General features: G+C 66.2%; 22 protein-coding genes and 2 tRNA genes. 7 read left to right on the top strand and 17 right to left on the bottom strand.

Translation table 11 applies throughout. The annotated features are described in order from the left end of the window. The first annotated feature begins 1 nt into the window (after nucleotide 1). Nucleotides 2–2,218, top strand: coding sequence for an ATP-binding protein (locus V3B30_RS13310; protein ID WP_262083601.1), 2,217 nt, complete (start codon nucleotides 2–4; stop codon nucleotides 2,216–2,218). 1 nt (nucleotide 2,219) lies between these two features. Here the strand turns inward: V3B30_RS13310 and bfr are convergent, their stop codons facing one another. From bfr to V3B30_RS13325, 3 genes are all read right to left on the bottom strand, one after another. After that, entirely contained in the window at nucleotides 2,220–2,690 is a 471-nt protein-coding gene (bfr, locus tag V3B30_RS13315) for a bacterioferritin (protein WP_005419804.1), read from the bottom strand. A 142-nt stretch (nucleotides 2,691–2,832) separates the two neighbouring features. Beyond that, a complete protein-coding gene (locus V3B30_RS13320) occupies nucleotides 2,833–3,042 on the bottom strand; it encodes a bacterioferritin-associated ferredoxin (RefSeq protein ID WP_262083602.1) in 210 nt (69 codons plus the stop codon). Between the two features lie 109 nt (nucleotides 3,043–3,151). After that, nucleotides 3,152–3,772: an RNA pyrophosphohydrolase gene (locus tag V3B30_RS13325; protein ID WP_329809662.1), complete on the bottom strand. Its 621-nt coding sequence runs from the start codon at nucleotides 3,770–3,772 to the stop codon at nucleotides 3,152–3,154. 120 nt (nucleotides 3,773–3,892) lie between these two features. Here V3B30_RS13325 and V3B30_RS13330 point away from each other — a divergent pair. Then, nucleotides 3,893–3,969 (top strand) — tRNA-Met (locus V3B30_RS13330). A 55-nt stretch (nucleotides 3,970–4,024) separates the two neighbouring features. Then, nucleotides 4,025–4,099 (top strand) — tRNA-Gln (locus V3B30_RS13335). A 298-nt stretch (nucleotides 4,100–4,397) separates the two neighbouring features. Here V3B30_RS13335 and rpsI read toward each other — a convergent pair. Together rpsI and rplM are read right to left on the bottom strand one after the other, a co-directional pair. Then, nucleotides 4,398–4,790, bottom strand: coding sequence for a 30S ribosomal protein S9 (rpsI, locus tag V3B30_RS13340; protein WP_005411311.1), 393 nt, complete (start codon nucleotides 4,788–4,790; stop codon nucleotides 4,398–4,400). 2 nt (nucleotides 4,791–4,792) lie between these two features. Continuing rightward, nucleotides 4,793–5,221, bottom strand: coding sequence for a 50S ribosomal protein L13 (gene rplM / locus V3B30_RS13345; protein WP_005414692.1), 429 nt, complete (start codon nucleotides 5,219–5,221; stop codon nucleotides 4,793–4,795). Between the two features lie 196 nt (nucleotides 5,222–5,417). Here rplM and coq7 point away from each other — a divergent pair, with 196 nt between their 5' ends. Continuing rightward, nucleotides 5,418–6,062, top strand: coding sequence for a 2-polyprenyl-3-methyl-6-methoxy-1,4-benzoquinone monooxygenase (gene coq7, locus V3B30_RS13350; protein ID WP_100474186.1), 645 nt, complete (start codon nucleotides 5,418–5,420; stop codon nucleotides 6,060–6,062). A 92-nt stretch (nucleotides 6,063–6,154) separates the two neighbouring features. Here coq7 and sugE read toward each other — a convergent pair whose 3' ends face one another. Both sugE and speD read right to left on the bottom strand, forming a co-directional pair. Continuing rightward, the gene (sugE, locus tag V3B30_RS13355) at nucleotides 6,155–6,475 is read right to left on the bottom strand and encodes a quaternary ammonium compound efflux SMR transporter SugE (RefSeq protein WP_100474189.1); all 321 of its coding nucleotides are present in this window, start codon (nucleotides 6,473–6,475) and stop codon (nucleotides 6,155–6,157) included. Between the two features lie 168 nt (nucleotides 6,476–6,643). Then, complete coding sequence (speD, locus tag V3B30_RS13360; RefSeq protein ID WP_014648662.1) at nucleotides 6,644–7,438, bottom strand: adenosylmethionine decarboxylase; 795 nt, start codon at nucleotides 7,436–7,438, stop codon at nucleotides 6,644–6,646. A gap of 149 nt (nucleotides 7,439–7,587) precedes the next feature. Here speD and crp point away from each other — a divergent pair, with 149 nt between their 5' ends. Further along, nucleotides 7,588–8,277, top strand: a complete 690-nt coding sequence (crp, locus tag V3B30_RS13365) for a cAMP-activated global transcriptional regulator CRP (RefSeq protein WP_010482649.1) — start codon at nucleotides 7,588–7,590, stop codon at nucleotides 8,275–8,277. A gap of 62 nt (nucleotides 8,278–8,339) precedes the next feature. Then, a complete protein-coding gene (locus tag V3B30_RS13370; RefSeq protein WP_262083603.1) occupies nucleotides 8,340–9,101 on the top strand; it encodes a sulfite exporter TauE/SafE family protein in 762 nt (253 codons plus the stop codon). Between the two features lie 73 nt (nucleotides 9,102–9,174). On the opposite strand, the gene V3B30_RS13375 is transcribed toward V3B30_RS13370, so the two are convergent. The 10 genes from V3B30_RS13375 to V3B30_RS13420 form a co-directional block, all read right to left on the bottom strand. Continuing rightward, entirely contained in the window at nucleotides 9,175–9,891 is a 717-nt protein-coding gene (locus V3B30_RS13375) for a haloacid dehalogenase-like hydrolase (RefSeq protein WP_100474195.1), read from the bottom strand. After that, nucleotides 9,888–10,682 carry an indole-3-glycerol phosphate synthase TrpC gene (gene trpC, locus V3B30_RS13380; protein ID WP_100474198.1) on the bottom strand — a complete coding sequence of 265 codons (795 nt, stop codon included), beginning with the start codon at nucleotides 10,680–10,682 and terminating at the stop codon, nucleotides 9,888–9,890. The genes V3B30_RS13375 and trpC overlap by 4 nt, the downstream gene beginning before the upstream one ends. A 74-nt stretch (nucleotides 10,683–10,756) precedes the next feature. After that, nucleotides 10,757–11,788 (bottom strand): anthranilate phosphoribosyltransferase, encoded by a 1,032-nt coding sequence (trpD, locus tag V3B30_RS13385; protein ID WP_262083604.1) that lies wholly within the window; start codon nucleotides 11,786–11,788, stop codon nucleotides 10,757–10,759. Nucleotides 11,789–11,804: 16 nt separating this feature from the next. Continuing rightward, the gene (locus V3B30_RS13390; protein WP_100474204.1) at nucleotides 11,805–12,392 is read right to left on the bottom strand and encodes an aminodeoxychorismate/anthranilate synthase component II; all 588 of its coding nucleotides are present in this window, start codon (nucleotides 12,390–12,392) and stop codon (nucleotides 11,805–11,807) included. 2 nt (nucleotides 12,393–12,394) lie between these two features. Continuing rightward, complete coding sequence (locus V3B30_RS13395) at nucleotides 12,395–13,174, bottom strand: SIMPL domain-containing protein (RefSeq protein WP_262083605.1); 780 nt, start codon at nucleotides 13,172–13,174, stop codon at nucleotides 12,395–12,397. Between the two features lie 67 nt (nucleotides 13,175–13,241). Beyond that, entirely contained in the window at nucleotides 13,242–14,717 is a 1,476-nt protein-coding gene (gene trpE, locus V3B30_RS13400) for an anthranilate synthase component I (protein WP_049424043.1), read from the bottom strand. A 197-nt stretch (nucleotides 14,718–14,914) separates the two neighbouring features. Then, nucleotides 14,915–15,868: a lipid kinase YegS gene (gene yegS, locus V3B30_RS13405; protein ID WP_262083606.1), complete on the bottom strand. Its 954-nt coding sequence runs from the start codon at nucleotides 15,866–15,868 to the stop codon at nucleotides 14,915–14,917. Between the two features lie 248 nt (nucleotides 15,869–16,116). Beyond that, nucleotides 16,117–16,599, bottom strand: coding sequence for a GNAT family N-acetyltransferase (locus V3B30_RS13410; protein ID WP_262083607.1), 483 nt, complete (start codon nucleotides 16,597–16,599; stop codon nucleotides 16,117–16,119). Between the two features lie 58 nt (nucleotides 16,600–16,657). Then, nucleotides 16,658–17,332, bottom strand: coding sequence for a ribulose-phosphate 3-epimerase (gene rpe, locus V3B30_RS13415; RefSeq protein WP_100474216.1), 675 nt, complete (start codon nucleotides 17,330–17,332; stop codon nucleotides 16,658–16,660). A gap of 29 nt (nucleotides 17,333–17,361) precedes the next feature. Beyond that, nucleotides 17,362–17,691 (bottom strand): DnaJ domain-containing protein, encoded by a 330-nt coding sequence (locus V3B30_RS13420; RefSeq protein WP_005411327.1) that lies wholly within the window; start codon nucleotides 17,689–17,691, stop codon nucleotides 17,362–17,364. A gap of 144 nt (nucleotides 17,692–17,835) precedes the next feature. Here V3B30_RS13420 and V3B30_RS13425 point away from each other — a divergent pair, with 144 nt between their 5' ends. After that, nucleotides 17,836–18,762, top strand: coding sequence for a phosphoribosylaminoimidazolesuccinocarboxamide synthase (locus tag V3B30_RS13425; protein ID WP_162292088.1), 927 nt, complete (start codon nucleotides 17,836–17,838; stop codon nucleotides 18,760–18,762). The last annotated feature ends 98 nt before the right edge of the window (nucleotides 18,763–18,860 follow it).

Here is an 18,860-nt window from a genome sequence, read left to right on the forward strand (position 1 = left end):
CGTGCCGCTGTGGGGCCTGCTGCTGGTTGCCCTTGCCGCGGCCGCCATCGCGCTGACGGTGCTGGGCCTGCGGCTTCGCGCGCGCAACCATGCGCTGGCGCAGCTGCAGCGCACGCACGGCGCGCTGGCCGCCGAACGCGACCAGCTTCGCCATACCACCGAACGCCAGGGTCAGCTGGAACAACAGCTGCTGCAGGCCAAGCAGGCCGCCGAGGCGGCCGTGCTGGCCAAGGGCGAGTTCCTGGCCACGATGAGCCACGAGATCCGCACCCCGCTGAACGGCATCCTGCCGATGCTGGAGCTGATCGCGCGCGGACCGCTGGGCGAAGACCAGCGGCAGATGCTGGCTACCGCCTCGGCCAGCTCGCAGCAGCTGCTGCGCATCGTCGACGACATCCTCGACTACTCCCGGCTGGAAGCGCAGGCACTGGAACTGGAGATCACCAGCTTCAACCTGCGCGACCTGCTCGATGGCGTGGTGCAGCTGATGCAGCGGGCCGCCGACGCCAAGGGCCTGGCCCTGGGCCTGCAACTGGATCCATCGGTACGCCTGCCCGTGCGCGGCGATCCGGTACGCCTGCGCCAGGTGCTGAGCAACCTGCTGGCCAATGCCATCAAGTTCACCGCCCGCGGCCAAGTGCAGCTGCGCGTGCTGCGCCTGGGCGAAGGTGCCGCGCAGCACCAGCTGCGTTTCGAGATCATCGATACCGGCATCGGCATCGACGACGCGCTGCAGGCACGCCTGTTCCAGTCCTTCAGCCAGGCCGACGCATCCACCACCCGAATCTACGGCGGCACCGGCCTGGGCCTGGCCATCTGCAAGCGCATCATCGACCTGATGCACGGAAATATCGGCGTGCGGTCCACGCCCGGCCAGGGCGCGACATTCTGGTTTGAGATACCGTTGCTGAAGGTCCCTGGCGACCTGCCGGCGATGGTGCGCGCACCGGCACCGCTGCTGCTGTTCAGTGCCGATGCAACGCTGCAGGCACGCATCGAGCGCATCGCCGCCCACCATGGGCTGCAGGTACAGGTGCTGGCGCAGCTGGATGCCGTGGTCGAGCGCCTGCGCGCTCCCGCGCGGCCCGGACAACCGGCACCGGCATGGCTGCTGGTCGATGCCCGCGCCCGCCGCAACGGTGAGGCCACGCTGCAGCAGGCACTGGCCGAGCGCGGCGAAGACGATGCACTGCAGGTGCTGTGGCTGCAGGAAGACACGCCTGCACAACGCCCGCGCCAACGCCAGCTGCTCCCGCATTTCGATGATGCAGCCCTGCATGGACTGCTGGCTGCGCCTGCCACGCCTGCCCGCCCTGCCGCACTGCTGGCCAATGCCGAAGACGGAATGCCCGCGCCGACGCTGCCGCCACTGCATCTGCGTGTGCTGCTGGTGGAGGACAATACGGTCAACCGGATGGTGGCCGAACAACTGCTGCGCGTGTTCGAGTGCGAGGTGCGCAACGCCGCCGATGGCGAGCAGGCACTGGCCGTTCTCCGCGAAGGCGACGTGGACATCGTGCTGATGGATTGCCAGATGCCGGTGCTGGACGGCTACGCCGCCACGCGCCGCTGGCGCGCCGAAGAAGCGGAAACGGGGCGTTCGCGATTGCCGATCATCGCAATGACCGCCAATGCCATGGCCGGTGATCGCGAGCGCTGCCTGCAGGCGGGCATGGACGATTACCTGTCCAAGCCGATCGCGCGCGCCACGCTGCATGCGCTGTTGAAGCGCTGGGGGCAACGGTCGAGCGATGCCGTAGCGTCAAGCTTGCTCGACTGCTACGCCCCCGCAGTAGATCGAGCGCCGCCAGCCGAGCAGGGCTCGGCTCTACAAGACACAAAAAGCCAAGCCACTCCGCAACCGGTGCTGGACCGTGATGTGCTGGACGAACTGCACGCAGTAATCGGCGACGCCGCCAGCCAGATCGTCACGGTCTTTCTTGAAGATGCGCCGGTGATGGTGCAGCAGCTGCAGCAAGCGGCGCAGAACGGCGACGAACCACGCCTGCAGGCAGTCGCGCACAGCCTGAAATCATCGAGTGCGAACGTGGGGGCCTTGTCGCTGTCGGCAGTCGCGCAGCGGATCGAGCATGAAGCCCGCAATGGCAGCCTGCAGCGCCCCGCCGTAGCGGTGGCGCTGCTGGTTGCCGAATTCGCCCGCGCGCGCGTGGCGCTGACGGGCTACCTGGCACAGCATCGCGCCGGCCAGGGCAGCTGACTCACTCTTCCAGCTTGCTCAGCAGGTACTTGGGCTCACCGATGCGCTCGATCAGGTCGAGCTGGGTTTCAAGCCAGTCGATGTGCTCTTCTTCCGAGTCGAGGATCTTCACGAACAGCTGGCGGCTGACGTAGTCGCCGACCGAATCGGAATAGGCCACGGCCTCGCGCAGGGTGACCACGCCATCGCGTTCCAGCGACAGGTCGCACTGAAGGATCTCGGTCGGGTTCTCTCCGATGCGCAGCTTGCCCAGTGCCTGGAAGTTCGGCAGGCCTTCAAGGAACAGGATGCGGTCGGCGAGCATGTCGGCATGCTTCATCTCGTCGATCGATTCCTTGTACTCGTGTTCGGCCAGCTCCTTGATGCCCCAGTTCTTCAGCATCTTGGCGTGCAGGAAGTACTGGTTGATCGCGGTCAGCTCGTTGTAGAGGACCTTGTTGAGGAATTCGATGACCTTGGTGTCGCCCTTCATGGGGATGCTCCTGCACGCTGAAAACGCAGGCACTTTAACGCCTTGCGTGCAGCCGTGAAGGAACGCGAATCGTGTGCATTGGCCTGTGCGGCCACGCGTGAAGGATGCGAAAGCGCGGCGTCAACGCGCCGCGAAGAGACGATCAGGCGACCTGGGCCAGGCCCAGTACCGGCAGCGGCAGAACGTGGGTCGCACGTGCCTTGGCCAGCAATTCGCCGGCCATGTCCAGGCAGGAACCGCAGGTGGCGCCACAACCGGTACGCATGGTCAGTTCGGCCACCGTGCTGACGCCATGGCTGGCGGCTTCGCGGATCTGGTGGTCGGTGACTCCGTTGCAGATGCAGACGTACACAGGCGGGAACCGGGGCTGGCAGGCCAGAAGCGGCCTGCTGGCTATTCCAATGGAAACGAGAATGGTTGTCAATCAGAGACCTGAACCATTCTCGATACCGTTCAGCCGTTCAGCTGGCCGGGCCATCACCCGTGGCCTTCTTCGGCCAGTAGCCGCGGGTCCGCGGGCGCTTGCGCGGGCGGTCGTGCCCGGCCGTGTGCCCTGGCATCCAGGCCTCGGCGGCGCTCTTGGGCATGGCGGTAACGCCCTGCCCGGCCACCTCTCGCGCCAGCGGCGCCAGATGTCGCAGAGCGCGCGCATAGACGCCACGCTTGAACATCACCACGTGCTCCACCGGGTACCAGAAGTCCACCCAGCGCCAGTGGTCGAACTCGGGCGAGTCGGTGTGGTCCAGCTTCACGTGGGATTCGTCGCCGGTCAGGCGCAGCAGGAACCAGACCTGCTTCTGGCCGATGCAGACCTGTCGCTCGCTGCGGCGGATGGCGCGCGCCGGCAACTTGTAGCGCAGCCAGCCGGGCGTCGCCCCGAGCACTTCCACATGCTCAGGCAGCAGGCCGGTCTCTTCCTGCAGTTCACGATACATGGCCTCGACAGGCGTCTCGTCGGTGTTCATCCCGCCCTGCGGGAACTGCCAACCGTCCCGGCGCACACGTCGTGCCCAGAACACCTGGCCGTCCTGCCGCATCAACACGATGCCGACGTTCGGTCGATAGCCGTCCGGATCGATCACGATGCGGACTCCTAAAAAATCTACTGGTCGGGACTATCCCATGCCCTCTGTCGGCCCACAAGCGCGGCACAAAAGTGTTGACAGGGGCGATACACATCCGCAGAATAGCGGGCTCACCAAGGCTATGTAGCTCAGCCGGTTAGAGCACAGCACTCATAATGCTGGGGTCGGTGGTTCGAGTCCACCCATAGCCACCACACTGAAAATCAAGTTGTTTTCCAGTGTGAAAAGTGAGAAAATAGTTGCACGTTTTGCCCCGTCGCCAAGCGGTAAGGCACCTGACTCTGACTCAGGCATTCGGTGGTTCGAATCCATCCGGGGCAGCCAAATTAAAAGCAAAAGGCCAGATCGAAAGATCTGGCCTTTTGCTTTTAATTTGGTCGCATTCCACCTTGTCCCCGCGCCTGTCGGCGCGCCCCCTTGAACATCAAGGAGGCTCTTCTCCAGAGAGGCGCCCAAGGTCGGATCCTTTTCCAAAGGAAAAGGCTCTGACCCCACCCCATCGCCAGCCACTGGCCGGCAACCTCGAAATGCGCAACCCCAGAACGACAAAAGCCCGGCCGAAGCCGGGCTTTTGCTTTTCCAACCAGCGGGCTCCCGGAGGAGCCCAGCCAGGCGCGGTGAATCAGCGCTTGGAGAACTGGGTGGCGCGGCGGGCCTTGTGCAGACCGACCTTCTTACGCTCGACTTCACGGGCGTCACGGGTCATGAAGCCAGCCTTGCGCAGCTCGGACTTCAGGGTTTCGTCGTACTCGACCAGAGCACGGGCGATGCCCAGACGGATCGCACCGGCCTGGCCGGTGGTGCCGCCGCCAGCGGCGGTGACCAGGATGTCGAAGCTTTCGGTGTTCTTGGTCAGCTCGAGCGGCTGGCGCACGATCATGCGCGCGGTCTCACGACCGAAGAACTCGTCCAGCGGACGACCATTGACGGTGATGTTGCCCGAACCCTTGCGCAGGAACACGCGAGCGGTGGAGGACTTGCGGCGGCCAGTGCCGTAGTTTTGAGTGATAGCCATGATTAGATATCCAGAACCTGCGGCTGCTGTGCGGCGTGCGGATGCTCAGTGCCGGCGTAGACCTTGAGCTTGCGGTACATCTGGCGACCCAGCGGGCCCTTCGGCAGCATGCCCTTGACGGCGATCTCGATCACGCGCTCCGGGTGGCGCTCCAGCGCCTGGGCCAGGGACTCGGTCTTCAGGTTGCCGATGTAGCCGGTGAAACGGTGATACATCTTGTCCTGCAGCTTCTTGCCGGTGACGGCAATCTTTTCTGCATTGATGACGACCAGGTAGTCGCCGGTATCAACGTGGGGGGTGTAGACCGGCTTGTGCTTGCCGCGCAGACGGCGGGCCAGCTCGGTGGCGAGACGGCCCAGGGTCTTGCCCTCGGCGTCGACGAGGTACCAGTCGCGCTGGACGGTCTCGTTCTTGGCAGTGAAAGTGCTCATGAAGAACTCTAGGTTAGGTCGGGCTCATTGCGGCGAACGACTCGCCGGAACTCTGCCACGCGTTGTGAAAGGTGAAGCGTAAGAGGCGGGATTGTACGCAGGTCAAGCCCCCGGTGCAAGCTGGCCCTGCCCCGGGTTGGCAGGGGGGCGGGGGCGGGCGAGAATCGGCGGGTCTTCCGCCTCACCGCGTACCGCCATGACCGTGCTCCGCCAGACCACCCCGCTGGACCACCTGCTGACCGAGGCGCAGCGCGCCCTGGACACGGTGTTCGGCAATCCACCGGCGGCCCGCCCCTACCCGGCTGCGGAGACCGACGAGCCGGGCATGGACAATGCCGAGCGCCGCCACGCGGCGGGGCTGATGCGGATCAACCACGTCGGCGAGGTCTGCGCACAGGGCCTGTACTTCGGCCAGGCCGCCGTGGCCCGCGACCCGGCCACGCGTGAACACCTGCTGGAAGCGGCCCAGGAAGAAACCGACCACCTGGCCTGGTGCGCCACCCGCCTGGGCGAACTGGACAGCCGCCCCAGCCTGTTCAACCCGCTGTGGTACGCCGGCAGCTACACCATCGGCACCCTGGCCGGGTTGCGCGGCGATGGCTGGAACCTGGGCTTCGTGGTCGAAACCGAGCGCCAGGTGGAAGCCCACCTGGACGAGCACCTGGTCGACCTGCCGGCCGGCGATCTGCGCAGCCGCGCGGTCATCCAGGTGATGAAGGAAGACGAGGCCCGCCATGCGGAGCACGCCGAGCAGGCCGGCGCACGCCGCCTGCCGTTCCCGATTCCGGGCGCGATGGCGCTGGCCTCCAAGGTGATGAAGACCATCGCGTACCGCATTTGACCGGGGCGCGCCCACCAACGGTGGGGGCCTACCAGGAGGTGCGGTGGGGCCCGGCGGTGGGGCCCGACCGTTGGTCGGGCCGTCGGCCCGCCTTAGTTCGGCGAGACCAGCTTCAGGCCGATCACGCCGGCCACGATCAGGCCCACGCAGGCCAGGCGGGCCGGCGATGCGCTGTCGTTGAACAGGTAGATGCCCAGCACCGCCACGCCCATGGCGCCGATACCGGTCCAGATCGCGTAGGCCGTGCCGACCGGGATGCTCTTCATCGCCTGGCTCATCAGGTACAGGCTGATCAGCGCGGACACGACCGTGGCAGCGGTGGGGAGGGGTCTGCTGAAGCCTTCGGAGTACTTCATTCCGAGGGCGAAACCGATTTCGAACAGGCCGGCCAGCAGCAGGTAGATCCAGGGCATGGGTGGGGGCTCCTTACCTTTCTTGAAAAAAACGAAACGGCCCGGTGTTTTCACACCGGGCCGTGGGTCGGTACATCACCGTGGAACCATATCGCTTGAGCGACACCAGTTCCACGGGGCGGGTCGTCCCGCCTGGGTGGCGATGCCTGCGGGCATCGCGCATGGGGCTTACTCGGACAGGTTCCGGCCGTGGAACAGCTCTTCGATCTCGCGCTTGAGCAGCGCTTCGATCTTCATGCGTTCCTTGAACGACAGGTTCTTGGCCTTCTCCTCGAACAGGTACTGGTCCAGGTCGAAGTCCTTCAGGTGCATCTTCGTATGGAAGATGTTTTCCTGGTAGACGTTGACGTCGAACATCTCGTAACGCGACTTGATGTTCTTGGCCAGGAAGTTCTGGATCGAGTTGATCTTGTGATCGATGTAGTGCTTCTTGCCCTTCACATCGCGGGTGAAGCCACGGACGCGGTAGTCCATGATCACGATGTCCGACTCGAGGCTTTCGATCAGGTAGTTCAACGCCTTCAATGGCGAAATGACGCCGCAGGTGGCCACGTCGATGTCGGCGCGGAAGGTGGCGATGCCTTCCTGCGGGTGCGTTTCCGGATAGGTGTGCACGGTGATGTGCGACTTGTCCATGTGCGCGACCACGGCATCGGGAATCAGCTCCTTGCCGGCCTGCTTCTTGTCGATCACCGGCTCTTCGGAGATCAGGATGGTCACCGAGGCACCCTGCGGGTCGTAGTCCTGGCGGGCCACGTTCAGGATGTTGGCGCCGATGATCTCGGCGACATCGGTCAAGATTTGAGTCAGCCTGTCGGCGTTGTACTCTTCATCGATGTATTCAATGTAACGCTGACGCTCCTCTTCGGTGCGCGCGTAACACACGTCATAGATGTTGAAGCTCAGCGCCTTGGTGAGGTTGTTGAAACCCTGCAGCCTCAGGCGAGGCAACGGCTTGACCACGGCGGTCGATTCCTGTGTAAGAAGGGAAAGGGGGAATTATGGGGCAAACTGTCCCCGGGGGGAACGTGAAGACCGCTCACATCTGGCACACTGTTTGCCCTTAACAATTGCGCTGGTTAAGCTCCGCTATCGACCCCGTGAATCCGTTCATGCGCAGAGGGAGCGCTCCTATCGTGTCAACCGTGCGCCTAGCTAGCAGTCCACTGGCCCTGGATATCGCCACAATCGATCGTTTCCTGGCGCACAGCCACAGGCGGCGATACCCCACCCGTACCGACGTCTTCCGACCCGGTGACCCGGCGGGAACCCTGTATTACGTCATCAGCGGCTCGGTTTCGATCATGGCCGAGGAAGATGACGATCGCGAGCTTGTGCTGGGCTACTTCGGTGCCGGCGAGTTCGTCGGCGAGATGGGCCTGTTCGTCGAATCGGACCGCCGCGAGGTGATCCTGAGGACCCGCACCGCCTGCGAGCTGGCCGAAATCAGCTACGAGCGCCTGCACCAGCTGTTCCTCGGCCCGCTGTCGGCCGATGCCCCGCGCCTGCTGTACGCGCTGGGCCAGCAGATCTCCAAGCGCCTGCTCGACACCAGCCGCAAGGCCAGCCGCCTGGCGTTCCTGGACGTCACCGACCGGATCGTGCGCACCCTGCACGACCTGGCGCAGGAACCGGAGGCGATGAGCCACCCGCAGGGCAGCCAGCTGCGCGTCTCGCGCCAGGAGCTGGCACGCCTGGTCGGCTGCTCGCGCGAAATGGCCGGCCGCGTGCTGAAGAAGCTGCAGACCGACGGCCTGCTGCATGCCCGCGGCAAGACCGTGGTGCTGTACGGCACCCGTTGACCGTTGAGCACCCGGTGGGTGCGGGCCTTGGTCCGCACTCCTTCGCGCGCTAGGCTCGGTGCATGGAACTGAGCAGCGAATTCTGGTGGTTCATCCTCATCGGCCTCGGCGCCCAGCTGGTCGACGGCGCGCTGGGCATGGCGTTCGGCCTGGTGTCGTCGTCGGTGATGCTGGCCATGGGCATTCCGCCCGCACAGGCCAGCGCCGCCATCCACACCGCCGAGGTGTTCACCACTGGCGCCTCCGGTGTGTCGCATCTGGTCGCCGGCAATGTCGATAAGCGCTTGTTCCTCCGCTTGGCGCTGCCCGGCGCTGTGGGCGGCGCCGTGGGTGCCTACGGCCTGACCCAGCTGCCCGGCGAAGTGATCCGCCCGCTCATCTATCTCTACCTGCTGGTGCTGGCGATCATCATCCTGGCACGTGCCGCCGGCCGCCTGATGCCCAAGGGAGAGGTCAAGCGGGTACCCGTGCTGGGCCTCGTGGCCGGCTTCCTGGATGCCAGCGGCGGGGGCGGCTGGGGGCCGGTGGCCACCTCCACCCTGCTGGCCCGCGGCGGCCAGGCGCGCACCACCATCGGCACGGTGAACGCGGCCGAGTTCGTGGTCACCTTGACGGTTTCAGCAACGTTCCTGCTGTCGATGGGGCTGCATCACCTGCAGATCGTGGCCGGCCTGCTGATCGGCGGCATGATGGCCGCACCGGTGGCCGCGCTGCTGGTGAAGCGCCTGAAGGAGCGGTGGGTGCTGGTAGCGGTGGGCGTGCTGGTGCTGGGCATCAGCCTGTTCCAGATCGGCCATGCGCTGACCGGTTATCTGGCGCGCTGAGCGCTCGCCGGGCATGGCCCTGCGCTACCTGTGTGAACGCCGGTAGCGCCGGCCGCTGGCCGGCACTACCGCGTCACGCCTTGTCGCCACCGCGGTCCACGCAACCCCAGTTGAGGATGCGGGTGCCGGCCGGCAGCACGCGGCGGAAGAAGTCCACCCGCCCCGGCTTCGGGTTCACCACCACCGGCGCCTTGGCGGCCAGCAGCAGCGGCAGGTCGGCGGTGCTGTCGGAGTACGCGATGTCGATGTCGCCATAGCCGCGCTCGCGCAGCATGCGCATCTTCTCTTCGTTGTGGCAGTGGCGGGTCGGGCCGACGCCGCCCAGCCGCGGGCCGACCTCGGTGCCGATCACCGGCACGTCCTGGTGGGCAACGAAAGCCAGGATCGCGCGCGCCAGCTCCGGCGGCGCACCGGTGGCCACCACCACGCGGTCCCCCTTGGCGCGATGCGCGGCGAACACCTCCAGCGCCTGCGGCAGCAGCTTGGCGCGCATCTGTGCCTGATGGCGCAGCACGTAGGCGTCGATGACCTTGTTGAAGTCACGCGCACGGTGCAGGCCGAAGCTGCCGATCCACACGTAGACCGAGATGCCCGCGCGACGGGTCGGCAGCATCGCCACCATCGGTCCGGCGATCGGCGTGACCAGCAGCGCCGCCAGCATGCGCAGCGGGTTGCGCTTGATCAGCGAGGCGAACAGGTGGGTTCCCGAATCGCCATCGTAGAGGGTGTGGTCGAAGTCGAAGACCACCAGCGGCGCATCCTCGCGCGGCGTTGGATAGTGCGTTGTCATGCCGCGAAGAATAGCTGACGCAGGCCCTCGCCCGGCTCTTCCACACGCATGAAGGCCTCGCCGACCAGGAAGGCATGGATGCCGGCATCACGCATCAGCGCCACGTCCTGAGGGCCGAGGATGCCGCTCTCGGTGACCAGCAGGCGGTCACGCGGCACCGCATTCTGCATGTCCAGCGTGGTCTGCAGCGACACCTCGAAGGTGCGCAGGTTGCGGTTGTTGATGCCGATCATCGGCGCCGGCACCTGCAGCGCGCGCTCCAGCTCATCGATGTCGTGCACTTCCACCAGCACGTCCATGCCCAGCGACAGCGCCAGTTCGGACAGCGTGGCCAGCTGGGTGTCGTCCAGCGCGGCGACGATCAGCAGGATGCAGTCGGCGCCCAGCACACGCGCTTCGTACACCTGGTAGGCGTCGATCACGAAGTCCTTGCGCAGCACCGGCAGCGTGCAGGCTTCACGGGCCTGCTGCAGGTAGGCGTCGGCGCCCTGGAAGAAATCCACGTCGGTCAGCACCGACAGGCAGCTGGCGCCACCGAATTCGTAGCTGACCGCGATGTCGGCCGGGCGGAAATCCGGGCGGATGACGCCCTTGGACGGGCTGGCCTTCTTCACCTCGGCAATCACCGCCGGGTCGCCGCTGGCCACCGCCGCCTGCAACGCGCGCACGAAGCCACGTACCGGCGGGGCGCTGGCCACGGCGGCCTGCAGCTCCTCGAGCGGGCGCTGGGCGCGGCGCTGGGCTACTTCTTCGGCCTTGCGGGCCAGGATCGTCTGCAGGATGTCGCTCATCGTCTTCGGTTCGGTGCGGGGGCGGTGAGGACGGCCATTATCGGCCATCGACGGGGTCAGGCTGAACCGCGTGCTCAGGCAACCAGCGCGCGGGTGGTGTCCACATACTGCTGCAGGCGCTGGCGGGCGCTGCCGTTGGCGATGGCGGCACGGGCGCGGGCCAGGCCGTCGCCGATGTCGCTGGCCACGCCGGCCACGTACAGGGCGGCGCCGGCATTGAGCGCCACGATGTCCAGCGCCGGGCCGGGCTCGTTGTCCAGCACCGCGCGCAGCATCGCGATGGACTGCTCCGGGCTGTCCACGCGCAGGTTGCGGCTGGCCGACATGGCGATGCCGAAGTCTTCCGGGTGGATTTCGTACTCGCGCACCGTGCCGTCGCGCAGCTCGCCCACCAGGGTACCGGCACCCAGCGAGATCTCGTCCATGTTGTCGCGGCCCCAGACCACCATGGCGCGTTCGGTGCCCAGCTCGCGCAGTACGCGCGCCTGGATACCCACCAGATCGGGATGGAACACGCCCATCAGCACCGACGGCGCGCTGGCAGGGTTGGTCAGCGGGCCGAGGATGTTGAAGATGGTGCGCACGCCCATCTCGCGGCGTACCGGCGCGACCACTTTCATCGACGGATGATGGATCGGCGCGAACATGAAGCCGATGCCGGTCCGGTCAATCGCCGCGGCCACCTGGGCCGGCTGCAGCTCGATGGCCGCGCCCAGTGCTTCCACCGCATCGGCGCTGCCGGACTTGGACGACACACTGCGGTTGCCATGCTTGGCCACGCGCGCACCGGCCGCAGCGGCGACGAACATCGCGCAGGTGGAGATGTTGAAGGTGTGCGAACCATCGCCACCGGTGCCGACGATGTCGACCAGATGGGTGCGGTCGGCCACCGGCACCGCCAGCGCGAATTCACGCATGACCGTGGCCGCAGCGGCAATCTCGTCGATGGTTTCCTTCTTCACGCGCAGACCGGTGAGGATGGCGGCGGTCATCATCGGCGAGACGTCGCCGCGCATGATCTGCCGCATCAGGTCGACCATTTCGTCGAAGAAGATTTCGCGGTGTTCGATGGTGCGCTGCAGGGCTTCCTGGGGGGAGAAGCTCATGGAAATGCTCCTTGGATCAGGCCGCCGGGCGCTGCAGGAAATTGCGCAGCAGGGCGTGGCCGTGTTCGGTGAGGATGGATTCGGGGTGGAACTGCACGCCTTCCACCGGGAACTGGCGGTGCCGCAGGCCCATGATCTCTTCGATCGAGCCGTCGTCGTTCTCGGTCCAGGCGGTCACTTCCAGGCAGTCCGGCAGGCGGTTCTTGTCCACCACCAGCGAGTGGTAGCGGGTGGCCTGGTAGCGGTCCGGCAGGCCTGCGAACACGCCCTTGCCTTCATGGCGGATCGGCGACGTCTTGCCGTGCATGATGTTGCCGGCACGGATGACCGTGCCGCCGTAGACCTGGCCGATGCCCTGGTGGCCCAGGCACACGCCGAGGATCGGCGTGGTCGGGCCAAGGCGCTGGATGAGTTCCAGCGACACACCTGCTTCGTTGGGCGTGCACGGGCCGGGCGAGATGACGATGCGCTCGGGTTTCTGCGCGGCGATCTCGTCCACGCTCATCGCATCGTTGCGCACCACCTTCACCTCGGCGCCCAGCGTCTGCAGGTACTGCACGAGGTTGTAGGTGAAGCTGTCGTAGTTGTCGATCATCCACAACATGGTCAGGTTCCGTCGCTTATCAGGAAAATGGCGTACACGTTTTCGGTGTAGGTGATGGGGCCGGCTTCGATGGATTCGCGTTCAGCGGGCGCCGGCGCCGAGGCCGGTGCGTAGCTGCCGGTCACCGAGATCCTGTCCAGATACTCACCATCCTCGCCCAGCTGCGGCCATTGCCCGGCCTGGATGCCATAGGCGAAGTTCGGCGCCACATCGGAGATGCTGTACAGGCCGCGCACCTTTGTTCCATAGGCCTTGGCCAGCCCCTGCGCGGACTCCCGGGTCTTGGCCGCCGCCTCGCCCTTGAGTTCGCGTCGCAGCGCCACTTCGCCCGAGTAGGTCGGGGCGACGCTGCTGACCTGCACGTTCTCATTGGCCTTCAGCGCACCCAGCACGTCCTGCATCTGCTTCGCGCTGGCGAAGCTGGCGCGCAACTGGCGCGACACCTGGGTACCCATGAAGACCTGCCGGTTCTGCTCATAGCGGGTTGCCGGGCCGATCCGCAGGTTGTCCGCACGTACGCTGCCTTCCACCGCCTTGTACTGCTTGAACAGCGCCAGCACGCGGGCAACGTTGTCCTGCACGCGGCGGCGCGCCGCATCCGCATCCATGTCGGTTTCCTCGATGTTCAACTGCAGGCCGAACCGGTCCGGCATCACCACGCGGCGCGCCTCGCCCTTCACCAGCAGGTGCGGCTGCGAGGGAATGGTATTGGCCTGCGCCCACGCAGACGGGGCCATCGTGGCCAGCAGTGACGACCACAGCAATGCGCTCAGCAGCTTCATGCGGTACTCCTTGTCTTGAACGGGAACAGCGGAAGGTGCCGCGGCGCAGGCCACGGCACGGGGAGAGTCACAGGCCCTTGGCGGCCTGGGCGACGGCACGGAACAGCGCGCGGCCCTTGTTCATCGTCTCGTCCCATTCCTTGTCCGGGTCCGAGTCGTAAACGATGCCGGCGCCGGCCTGCACGTACAGGCGGCCATCCTTGATCACCGCGGTGCGGATCGCGATCGCGGTATCGGCATCGCCATGCCAGCCGATGTAGCCGATGCTGCCGGCGTAGACATTGCGCTTGATCGGTTCCAGCTCGCGGATCACTTCCAGCGCGCGGATCTTCGGCGCGCCGCTGACCGTACCCGCCGGGAAGGTGGCACGCAGCACGTCGGCATAGCTCAGGCCCGGCTGCAGCTGCCCGGTCACTTCACTGACGATGTGCATGACGTGGCTGTAGCGTTCGATCACGAACTGCTCGCCCACTTCCACGGTGCCGGCCTTCGATACGCGGCCGGCGTCGTTGCGGCCGAGGTCGATCAGCATCAGGTGCTCGGCGCGTTCCTTCGGATCGGCCAGCAGTTCGGCTTCCAGCGCCAGGTCCTGCTCGACGGTGGCACCACGCGGGCGGGTACCGGCGATCGGGCGCACGGTGACTTCGCCGTCCTGCAAGCGCACCAGGATCTCCGGCGACGAACCGACCACCTGCAGGTCGCCGACATCAAGGAAATACATGTACGGCGACGGATTCAATGCACGCAGCGCACGGTACACATCCACCGGGCGCGCCTTGAACGGCACGCTCAGGCGCTGGCTCAGCACCACCTGGAAGATGTCGCCGGCACGGATGTATTCCTTGCTGCGCTGGACCGCATCGACGAAGCCTTCGCGGGTGAAACCGGAAACGAAATCGGATTCGTCCAGCACATCACTGTTGAGCGGGGCGGGATAACCGGCGCCCGGTGCACGCAGCTTGGCGGTCAACGCATCCAGGCGCGCCTGCGCCTGCTCGAACGCACCCTCGACGCGCGGGTCGGCGTGCACGATCAGGTACAGGCGGCCCTTGAGGTTGTCGAACACCGCCAGCTCGTTGGAGTCCAGCAGCAGGATGTCCGGCGTCCCCAGCTCATCGCGGCCGGCCGGCGGGGCCAGGCGCGGCTCGATGTAGCCGATGCACTCGAAACCGAACCAGCCGACCAGGCCGCCGGTGAAGCCCGGCAGGCCTTCCAGCTTGGGCACGGAGTGGGCGCTGCGCAGCGCCTCGACCTCGGCGAAGGGGTCGGCCACCTCGCGGGTGTCCACCACCTGCCCATCCTCGCGCACGGTCAGGGTGTGGCCGTGGAAGGCGTACACGCGACGCGCCGGCAGGCCGATGATCGAGTAACGACCGAAGCGCTCGCCGCCTTCGACGGATTCAAACAGGTAGGTATTGGGGCCGTCGGCGAGCTTCAGGTAGACCGAAAGCGGCGTGTCCAGGTCGGACAGCACTTCACGGACGACGGGAATATGGGTGTGGCCTTCAGCGGCCTGCAGCTGAAACTGAGCGTGCGAGTTCAAGACGACTTTCCTTCCGGGACACAGCGTTATGGGGGCGGACGACGGCAACGGGCCACCATCGCCACCAACGGCGTGCGGAAGAAAGGGTATGCGGGGTCGTCAGGCTGGACACCCCTTGACTGTATCGCAGCTTGGACGGGAGGGGAACCCTGTGAAACTGAACCACGGGACGCCCGGGACGACTACGGAGACCGCCGCTACGCCGTGGCGTTCGCGGCGGATGCACCGGCCAGCAACGGGCAGCCGGCCGGCAGGTGCATCCTCACCCTGCCCGGCACGCACTCGATGCGGAAGTGGCGGGCCTGCACCGGCTCGCCATCCAGGTTGAGCGTCAACGGGCGCTCGGATTCCACCTGCAGCCACGGCAGCCGCGCGCGCGTGGCCAGCTGTTCGAGTGCGGCCTGGGTGCCGGACTTCAGCATCTGGCCGAGCGTGGCGGTGACTTCACCTTCCAGCTCCGGAAGCACCGTCACGTCCAGCAGGCCATCGTCGATCAGTGCCTGCGGACACAACTGCTGGCCACCGCCGGCCTGGCGGCCGTTGCCGATGCCGAGCGCGATGAAGTCACCCTCCCACGCGAAGTCCGGACCCGACAGGCGCGCGCTGATCGGTTCGATCCTCCCGAGCTTGGCGATACCGGTGATGACGTAGGCCAGCCCACCCAGCATCTTCTTCAAGCCGGCATCGGTCTCCACCGTCACCTGCGTGCCGAAGCCACCGCTGGCGAGATTGGCGCACCACCATTGCACGCCATCGGCGTCCACGCGCAGCAGATCGATGGCATGCGGCAGGGCCTGCGCGATCAATGCAAAGGCCTCCTTCGGCGCGGTCGGGATGCCAGCCGAGGTAGCGAAATCGTTGGCGGTCCCCATCGGGATCAGTGCCAGCGATGGCAGCGCATCGGCTGCTTCCTCGCGGTGCGCCAGCGTCTCCGCCACGGCACTGAGCGTGCCATCACCACCGGCAGCGACGATCACGTCCACGCCATGATCGATGGCCTCGGCCACGTAGCGCTCGGCGTCACCGTCCTCCCAGGTCACCCGCACGTCCAGCTGCACGCCCTGCCCGCGCCAGTGGCCGACGGCGTCGCGCAGCTCGTCATTGCCTGCGGATTTTCCGTTGAGGATCAGGCGCCAGCGCGGGGTGGTCATGCGGTGCTTCCAGGTCGGGGGCGGACAGGCTAGCAATGCGCTGTCTGTCCGCAGTGAATGTCACGCAGGTGTCATTCAGCTACCGGAGAATGGAAGGCCATAGCAGGGACGACGGATGGAGGCAGGATCAGCCTCCCACGCATGCAGCGAGGCCACGCCAGTGATTGGCGTGGCTTTTTTTTTGGGTGCGCTGGGAGTGCGAACCAAGGTTCGCCCCCACCCGGCTGGGTTCGCACCCACCATGCGCCTCAACCGTTGGCGAAATCGTGCAGCGCCTGCCCCTGTAACCGGTACACGGTCCACTCATCCTGGGGCGTGGCGCCAGCAGCGGTGTAGAACTCGATGGCCGGGGTGTTCCAGTCCAGCACCGACCATTCGAAGCGACCGCAGCCTTCGGCCACGGCCTGGCGCGCGATGTACTTCAACAGCGCCTTGCCGGCACCGGCGCCGCGCTTTTCCTGGCTGACGTACAGGTCTTCCAGGTAGATGCCCTTGCGGCCCAGCCAGGTGGAGTAGTTGTAGAAGTACACCGCATAGCCGATCGCTTCACCGTCGGCTTCGCAGATCAGCGCGCGCGCCGTGGCATCGGTGCCGAACAGGCTTTCGGCGATGCCGATCTCGTCGGTCTGCACCGAATGCTCGGCCTTCTCGTAGATGGCCAGTTCGCGGATGAAATGCAGGATCAGGCCAGCATCGGCCACAGTGGCCGGGCGGATGTTCAGCAGTGACATGTGCGCAAACGGGGAAGGAGGGGATCCGGCGAGCTTAATCCCCTTCCTCCCGTTTTTGTCAGCGGGTTGCAGCAACGTTGGCGCGCATCTGCGCGATCACGTCCTGGTAGCTGGTCTTGGCATTGAAGATGGCCGAGCCAGCGACGAAGGTGTCGGCGCCGGCGGCCGCGATCTCGCCGATGTTGTCGGCCTTCACGCCGCCGTCGATCTCGAGGCGGATGTCCTTGCCGCTGGCATCGATCATCTTGCGCACCACTTTCAGCTTGTCCAGCGCCGAGGGAATGAAGGCCTGGCCACCGAAGCCCGGGTTGACCGACATCAGCAGCACCAGGTCCAGGTCATCCAGCACCCAGTCGAGAATGTCCACCGGGGTGGCCGGATTGAGCACGATGCCCGGCTTGCAGCCCAGTGAGCGGATCAGCTGGATGGTGCGGTGCACGTGGCGGCTGGCCTCCGGGTGGAAGCTGATGTAGGTGGCACCGGCTTCGGCGAAGTCCGGGATGATGCGGTCCACCGGCTCGACCATCAGGTGCACGTCGATCGGTGCGGTTACGCCGTGCTTGCGCAGCGCCTGGCAGACCATCGGGCCGATGGTCAGGTTCGGCACGTAGTGGTTGTCCATCACGTCGAAGTGGACCCAGTCCGCGCCGGCGGCGAGGACGTTGTCGACTTCCTCGCCGAGGCGGGCGAAGTTGGCGGACAGGATGGAGGGGGCGATGAGGCAGTGGGACATGGCCGGGCCTTGCTACGAGGGGAAAGGGGTCAGCGCTTGCGCAGGGTCTTGATGCGGTCGTAGGCGGCATTGATCCGCCGCGACTTCTGCTCGGCCTGCTGCTGCAGCTCGGGGGCGGCGCCGCCAAGCTTGTCGGGGTGGTACTGCGAGATCAGCTTGCGGTAGGCGCGCTCGACCTCGGCATCGGTGGCCTCGGAGGTCAGCCCCAGCTCCCGGTACGGGTTCTCCTTGTTCAGGCGGAACCAGTCCGAGTCGAAGGCGTGGCCGATCAGCAGGCCGACCACCGCGCCGAACAGCGGATTGGGCCGGAACAGCAGGGCGCCGGCGATGAATCCGAGCAGTTTTCCGTACCAGCGCATGGCGCTCCGGGGTCGACCGACGAAATGGACGCTCATTTTACGTCACAGCGGGCCCGGACCGCTTTACACTAGGCCGCCCGCTGGTCAGCGGGCCCGCCGGGTCCGTTGGGCAGCAGCCGTATCGACAACGCCCCAGGAGTGCCCGTGCCAACCACGCTGTTGCAATCCGATCTCCCCGGCCTGCCCTTGCGCCATCGCGGCAAGGTGCGTGATGTGTTCGATATCCCGCGCGAGCGGCTGCCCGCCGGAACCCCGCCGGGCGAGTACCTGCTGATGGTGGCCACCGATCGCCTGTCGGCGTTCGACGTGGTCCTGCCCGACCCGATCCCGGGCAAGGGCGAGATGCTCTGCCAGGTCTCCAATTTCTGGTTCGCCAAGACCGCGCACCTGATGCCCAACCACCTGACCGGCATCGACGTGGCCAGCGTGCTGCCCGAAGGCGTGGACCCGGCCCTGTACGCCAAGCGCGCGGTGGTCACCCGCAAGCTGAAGCCAGTGCCGGTGGAAGCGATCGCCCGCGGCTACCTGATCGGAAGCGGCTGGAAGGACTACCAGCGCACCGGCAAGGTCAGTGGCATCGACCTGCCCGACGGCCTGCGCCAGGCCGAGCAGCTGCCCGAGCCGATCTTCACCCCCTCGACCAAGGCCGCTGTCGGCGACCACGACGAGAACATCGACTTCGATGCGATGGTGAAGCAGGTCGGCGCCGAGTTGGCCGAGCGCGTGCGCGATGCCACCCTGCGCATCTACAAGTTCGCGGCCGATTACGCCCGCGAGCGCGGCATCATCCTGGCCGATACCAAGTTCGAATTCGGTACCGATGCCGATGGCCGCCTGTACATCATGGACGAGATGCTGACGCCGGACTCCTCGCGTTACTGGCCGGCCGACGAGTACGAAGTGGGCACCAGCCCGCCGAGCTACGACAAGCAGTTCGTGCGCGATTACCTGGAGACGCTGGACTGGGGCAAGACCGCCCCGGGCCCGGGCATCCCGGCAGAGATCATCGAGCGCACCCGCGCCAAGTACGCCGAGGCGCTGCAGCGCCTGGCCGGGATCAGCGTCGACTGATCCCCTGCGCGCCCCCCGGCCGGAAAGGCGGGGGGCGTCCTGAATGCGGTAGTGCCGGCCGCTGGCCGGCAACCCCGTGAACCTGCAGCCAGGCATGG

The organism is Stenotrophomonas sp. SMYL41, from assembly GCF_036319965.1.
Lineage (GTDB): Bacteria > Pseudomonadota > Gammaproteobacteria > Xanthomonadales > Xanthomonadaceae > Stenotrophomonas > Stenotrophomonas maltophilia_R.

Excerpts from the sequence above, each read along its gene's own strand:
- bfr (WP_005419804.1), bottom strand. The coding sequence starts at position 2,690 with ATGAAGGGCGACACCAAGGTCATCGAATTCCTCAACAAGGTCCTCTAC.
- rpsI (WP_005411311.1), bottom strand. The coding sequence starts at position 4,790 with ATGGCTATCACTCAAAACTACGGCACTGGCCGCCGCAAGTCCTCCACC.
- rplM (WP_005414692.1), bottom strand. The coding sequence starts at position 5,221 with ATGAGCACTTTCACTGCCAAGAACGAGACCGTCCAGCGCGACTGGTAC.
- coq7 (WP_100474186.1), top strand. The coding sequence starts at position 5,418 with ATGACCGTGCTCCGCCAGACCACCCCGCTGGACCACCTGCTGACCGAG.
- sugE (WP_100474189.1), bottom strand. The coding sequence starts at position 6,475 with ATGCCCTGGATCTACCTGCTGCTGGCCGGCCTGTTCGAAATCGGTTTC.
- crp (WP_010482649.1), top strand. The coding sequence starts at position 7,588 with ATGCGCAGAGGGAGCGCTCCTATCGTGTCAACCGTGCGCCTAGCTAGC.
- V3B30_RS13370 (WP_262083603.1), top strand. The coding sequence starts at position 8,340 with ATGGAACTGAGCAGCGAATTCTGGTGGTTCATCCTCATCGGCCTCGGC.
- V3B30_RS13375 (WP_100474195.1), bottom strand. The coding sequence starts at position 9,891 with ATGACAACGCACTATCCAACGCCGCGCGAGGATGCGCCGCTGGTGGTC.
- trpC (WP_100474198.1), bottom strand. The coding sequence starts at position 10,682 with ATGAGCGACATCCTGCAGACGATCCTGGCCCGCAAGGCCGAAGAAGTA.
- trpD (WP_262083604.1), bottom strand. The coding sequence starts at position 11,788 with ATGAGCTTCTCCCCCCAGGAAGCCCTGCAGCGCACCATCGAACACCGC.
- V3B30_RS13390 (WP_100474204.1), bottom strand. The coding sequence starts at position 12,392 with ATGTTGTGGATGATCGACAACTACGACAGCTTCACCTACAACCTCGTG.
- V3B30_RS13395 (WP_262083605.1), bottom strand. The coding sequence starts at position 13,174 with ATGAAGCTGCTGAGCGCATTGCTGTGGTCGTCACTGCTGGCCACGATG.
- yegS (WP_262083606.1), bottom strand. The coding sequence starts at position 15,868 with ATGACCACCCCGCGCTGGCGCCTGATCCTCAACGGAAAATCCGCAGGC.
- V3B30_RS13410 (WP_262083607.1), bottom strand. The coding sequence starts at position 16,599 with ATGTCACTGCTGAACATCCGCCCGGCCACTGTGGCCGATGCTGGCCTG.
- rpe (WP_100474216.1), bottom strand. The coding sequence starts at position 17,332 with ATGTCCCACTGCCTCATCGCCCCCTCCATCCTGTCCGCCAACTTCGCC.
- V3B30_RS13420 (WP_005411327.1), bottom strand. The coding sequence starts at position 17,691 with ATGCGCTGGTACGGAAAACTGCTCGGATTCATCGCCGGCGCCCTGCTG.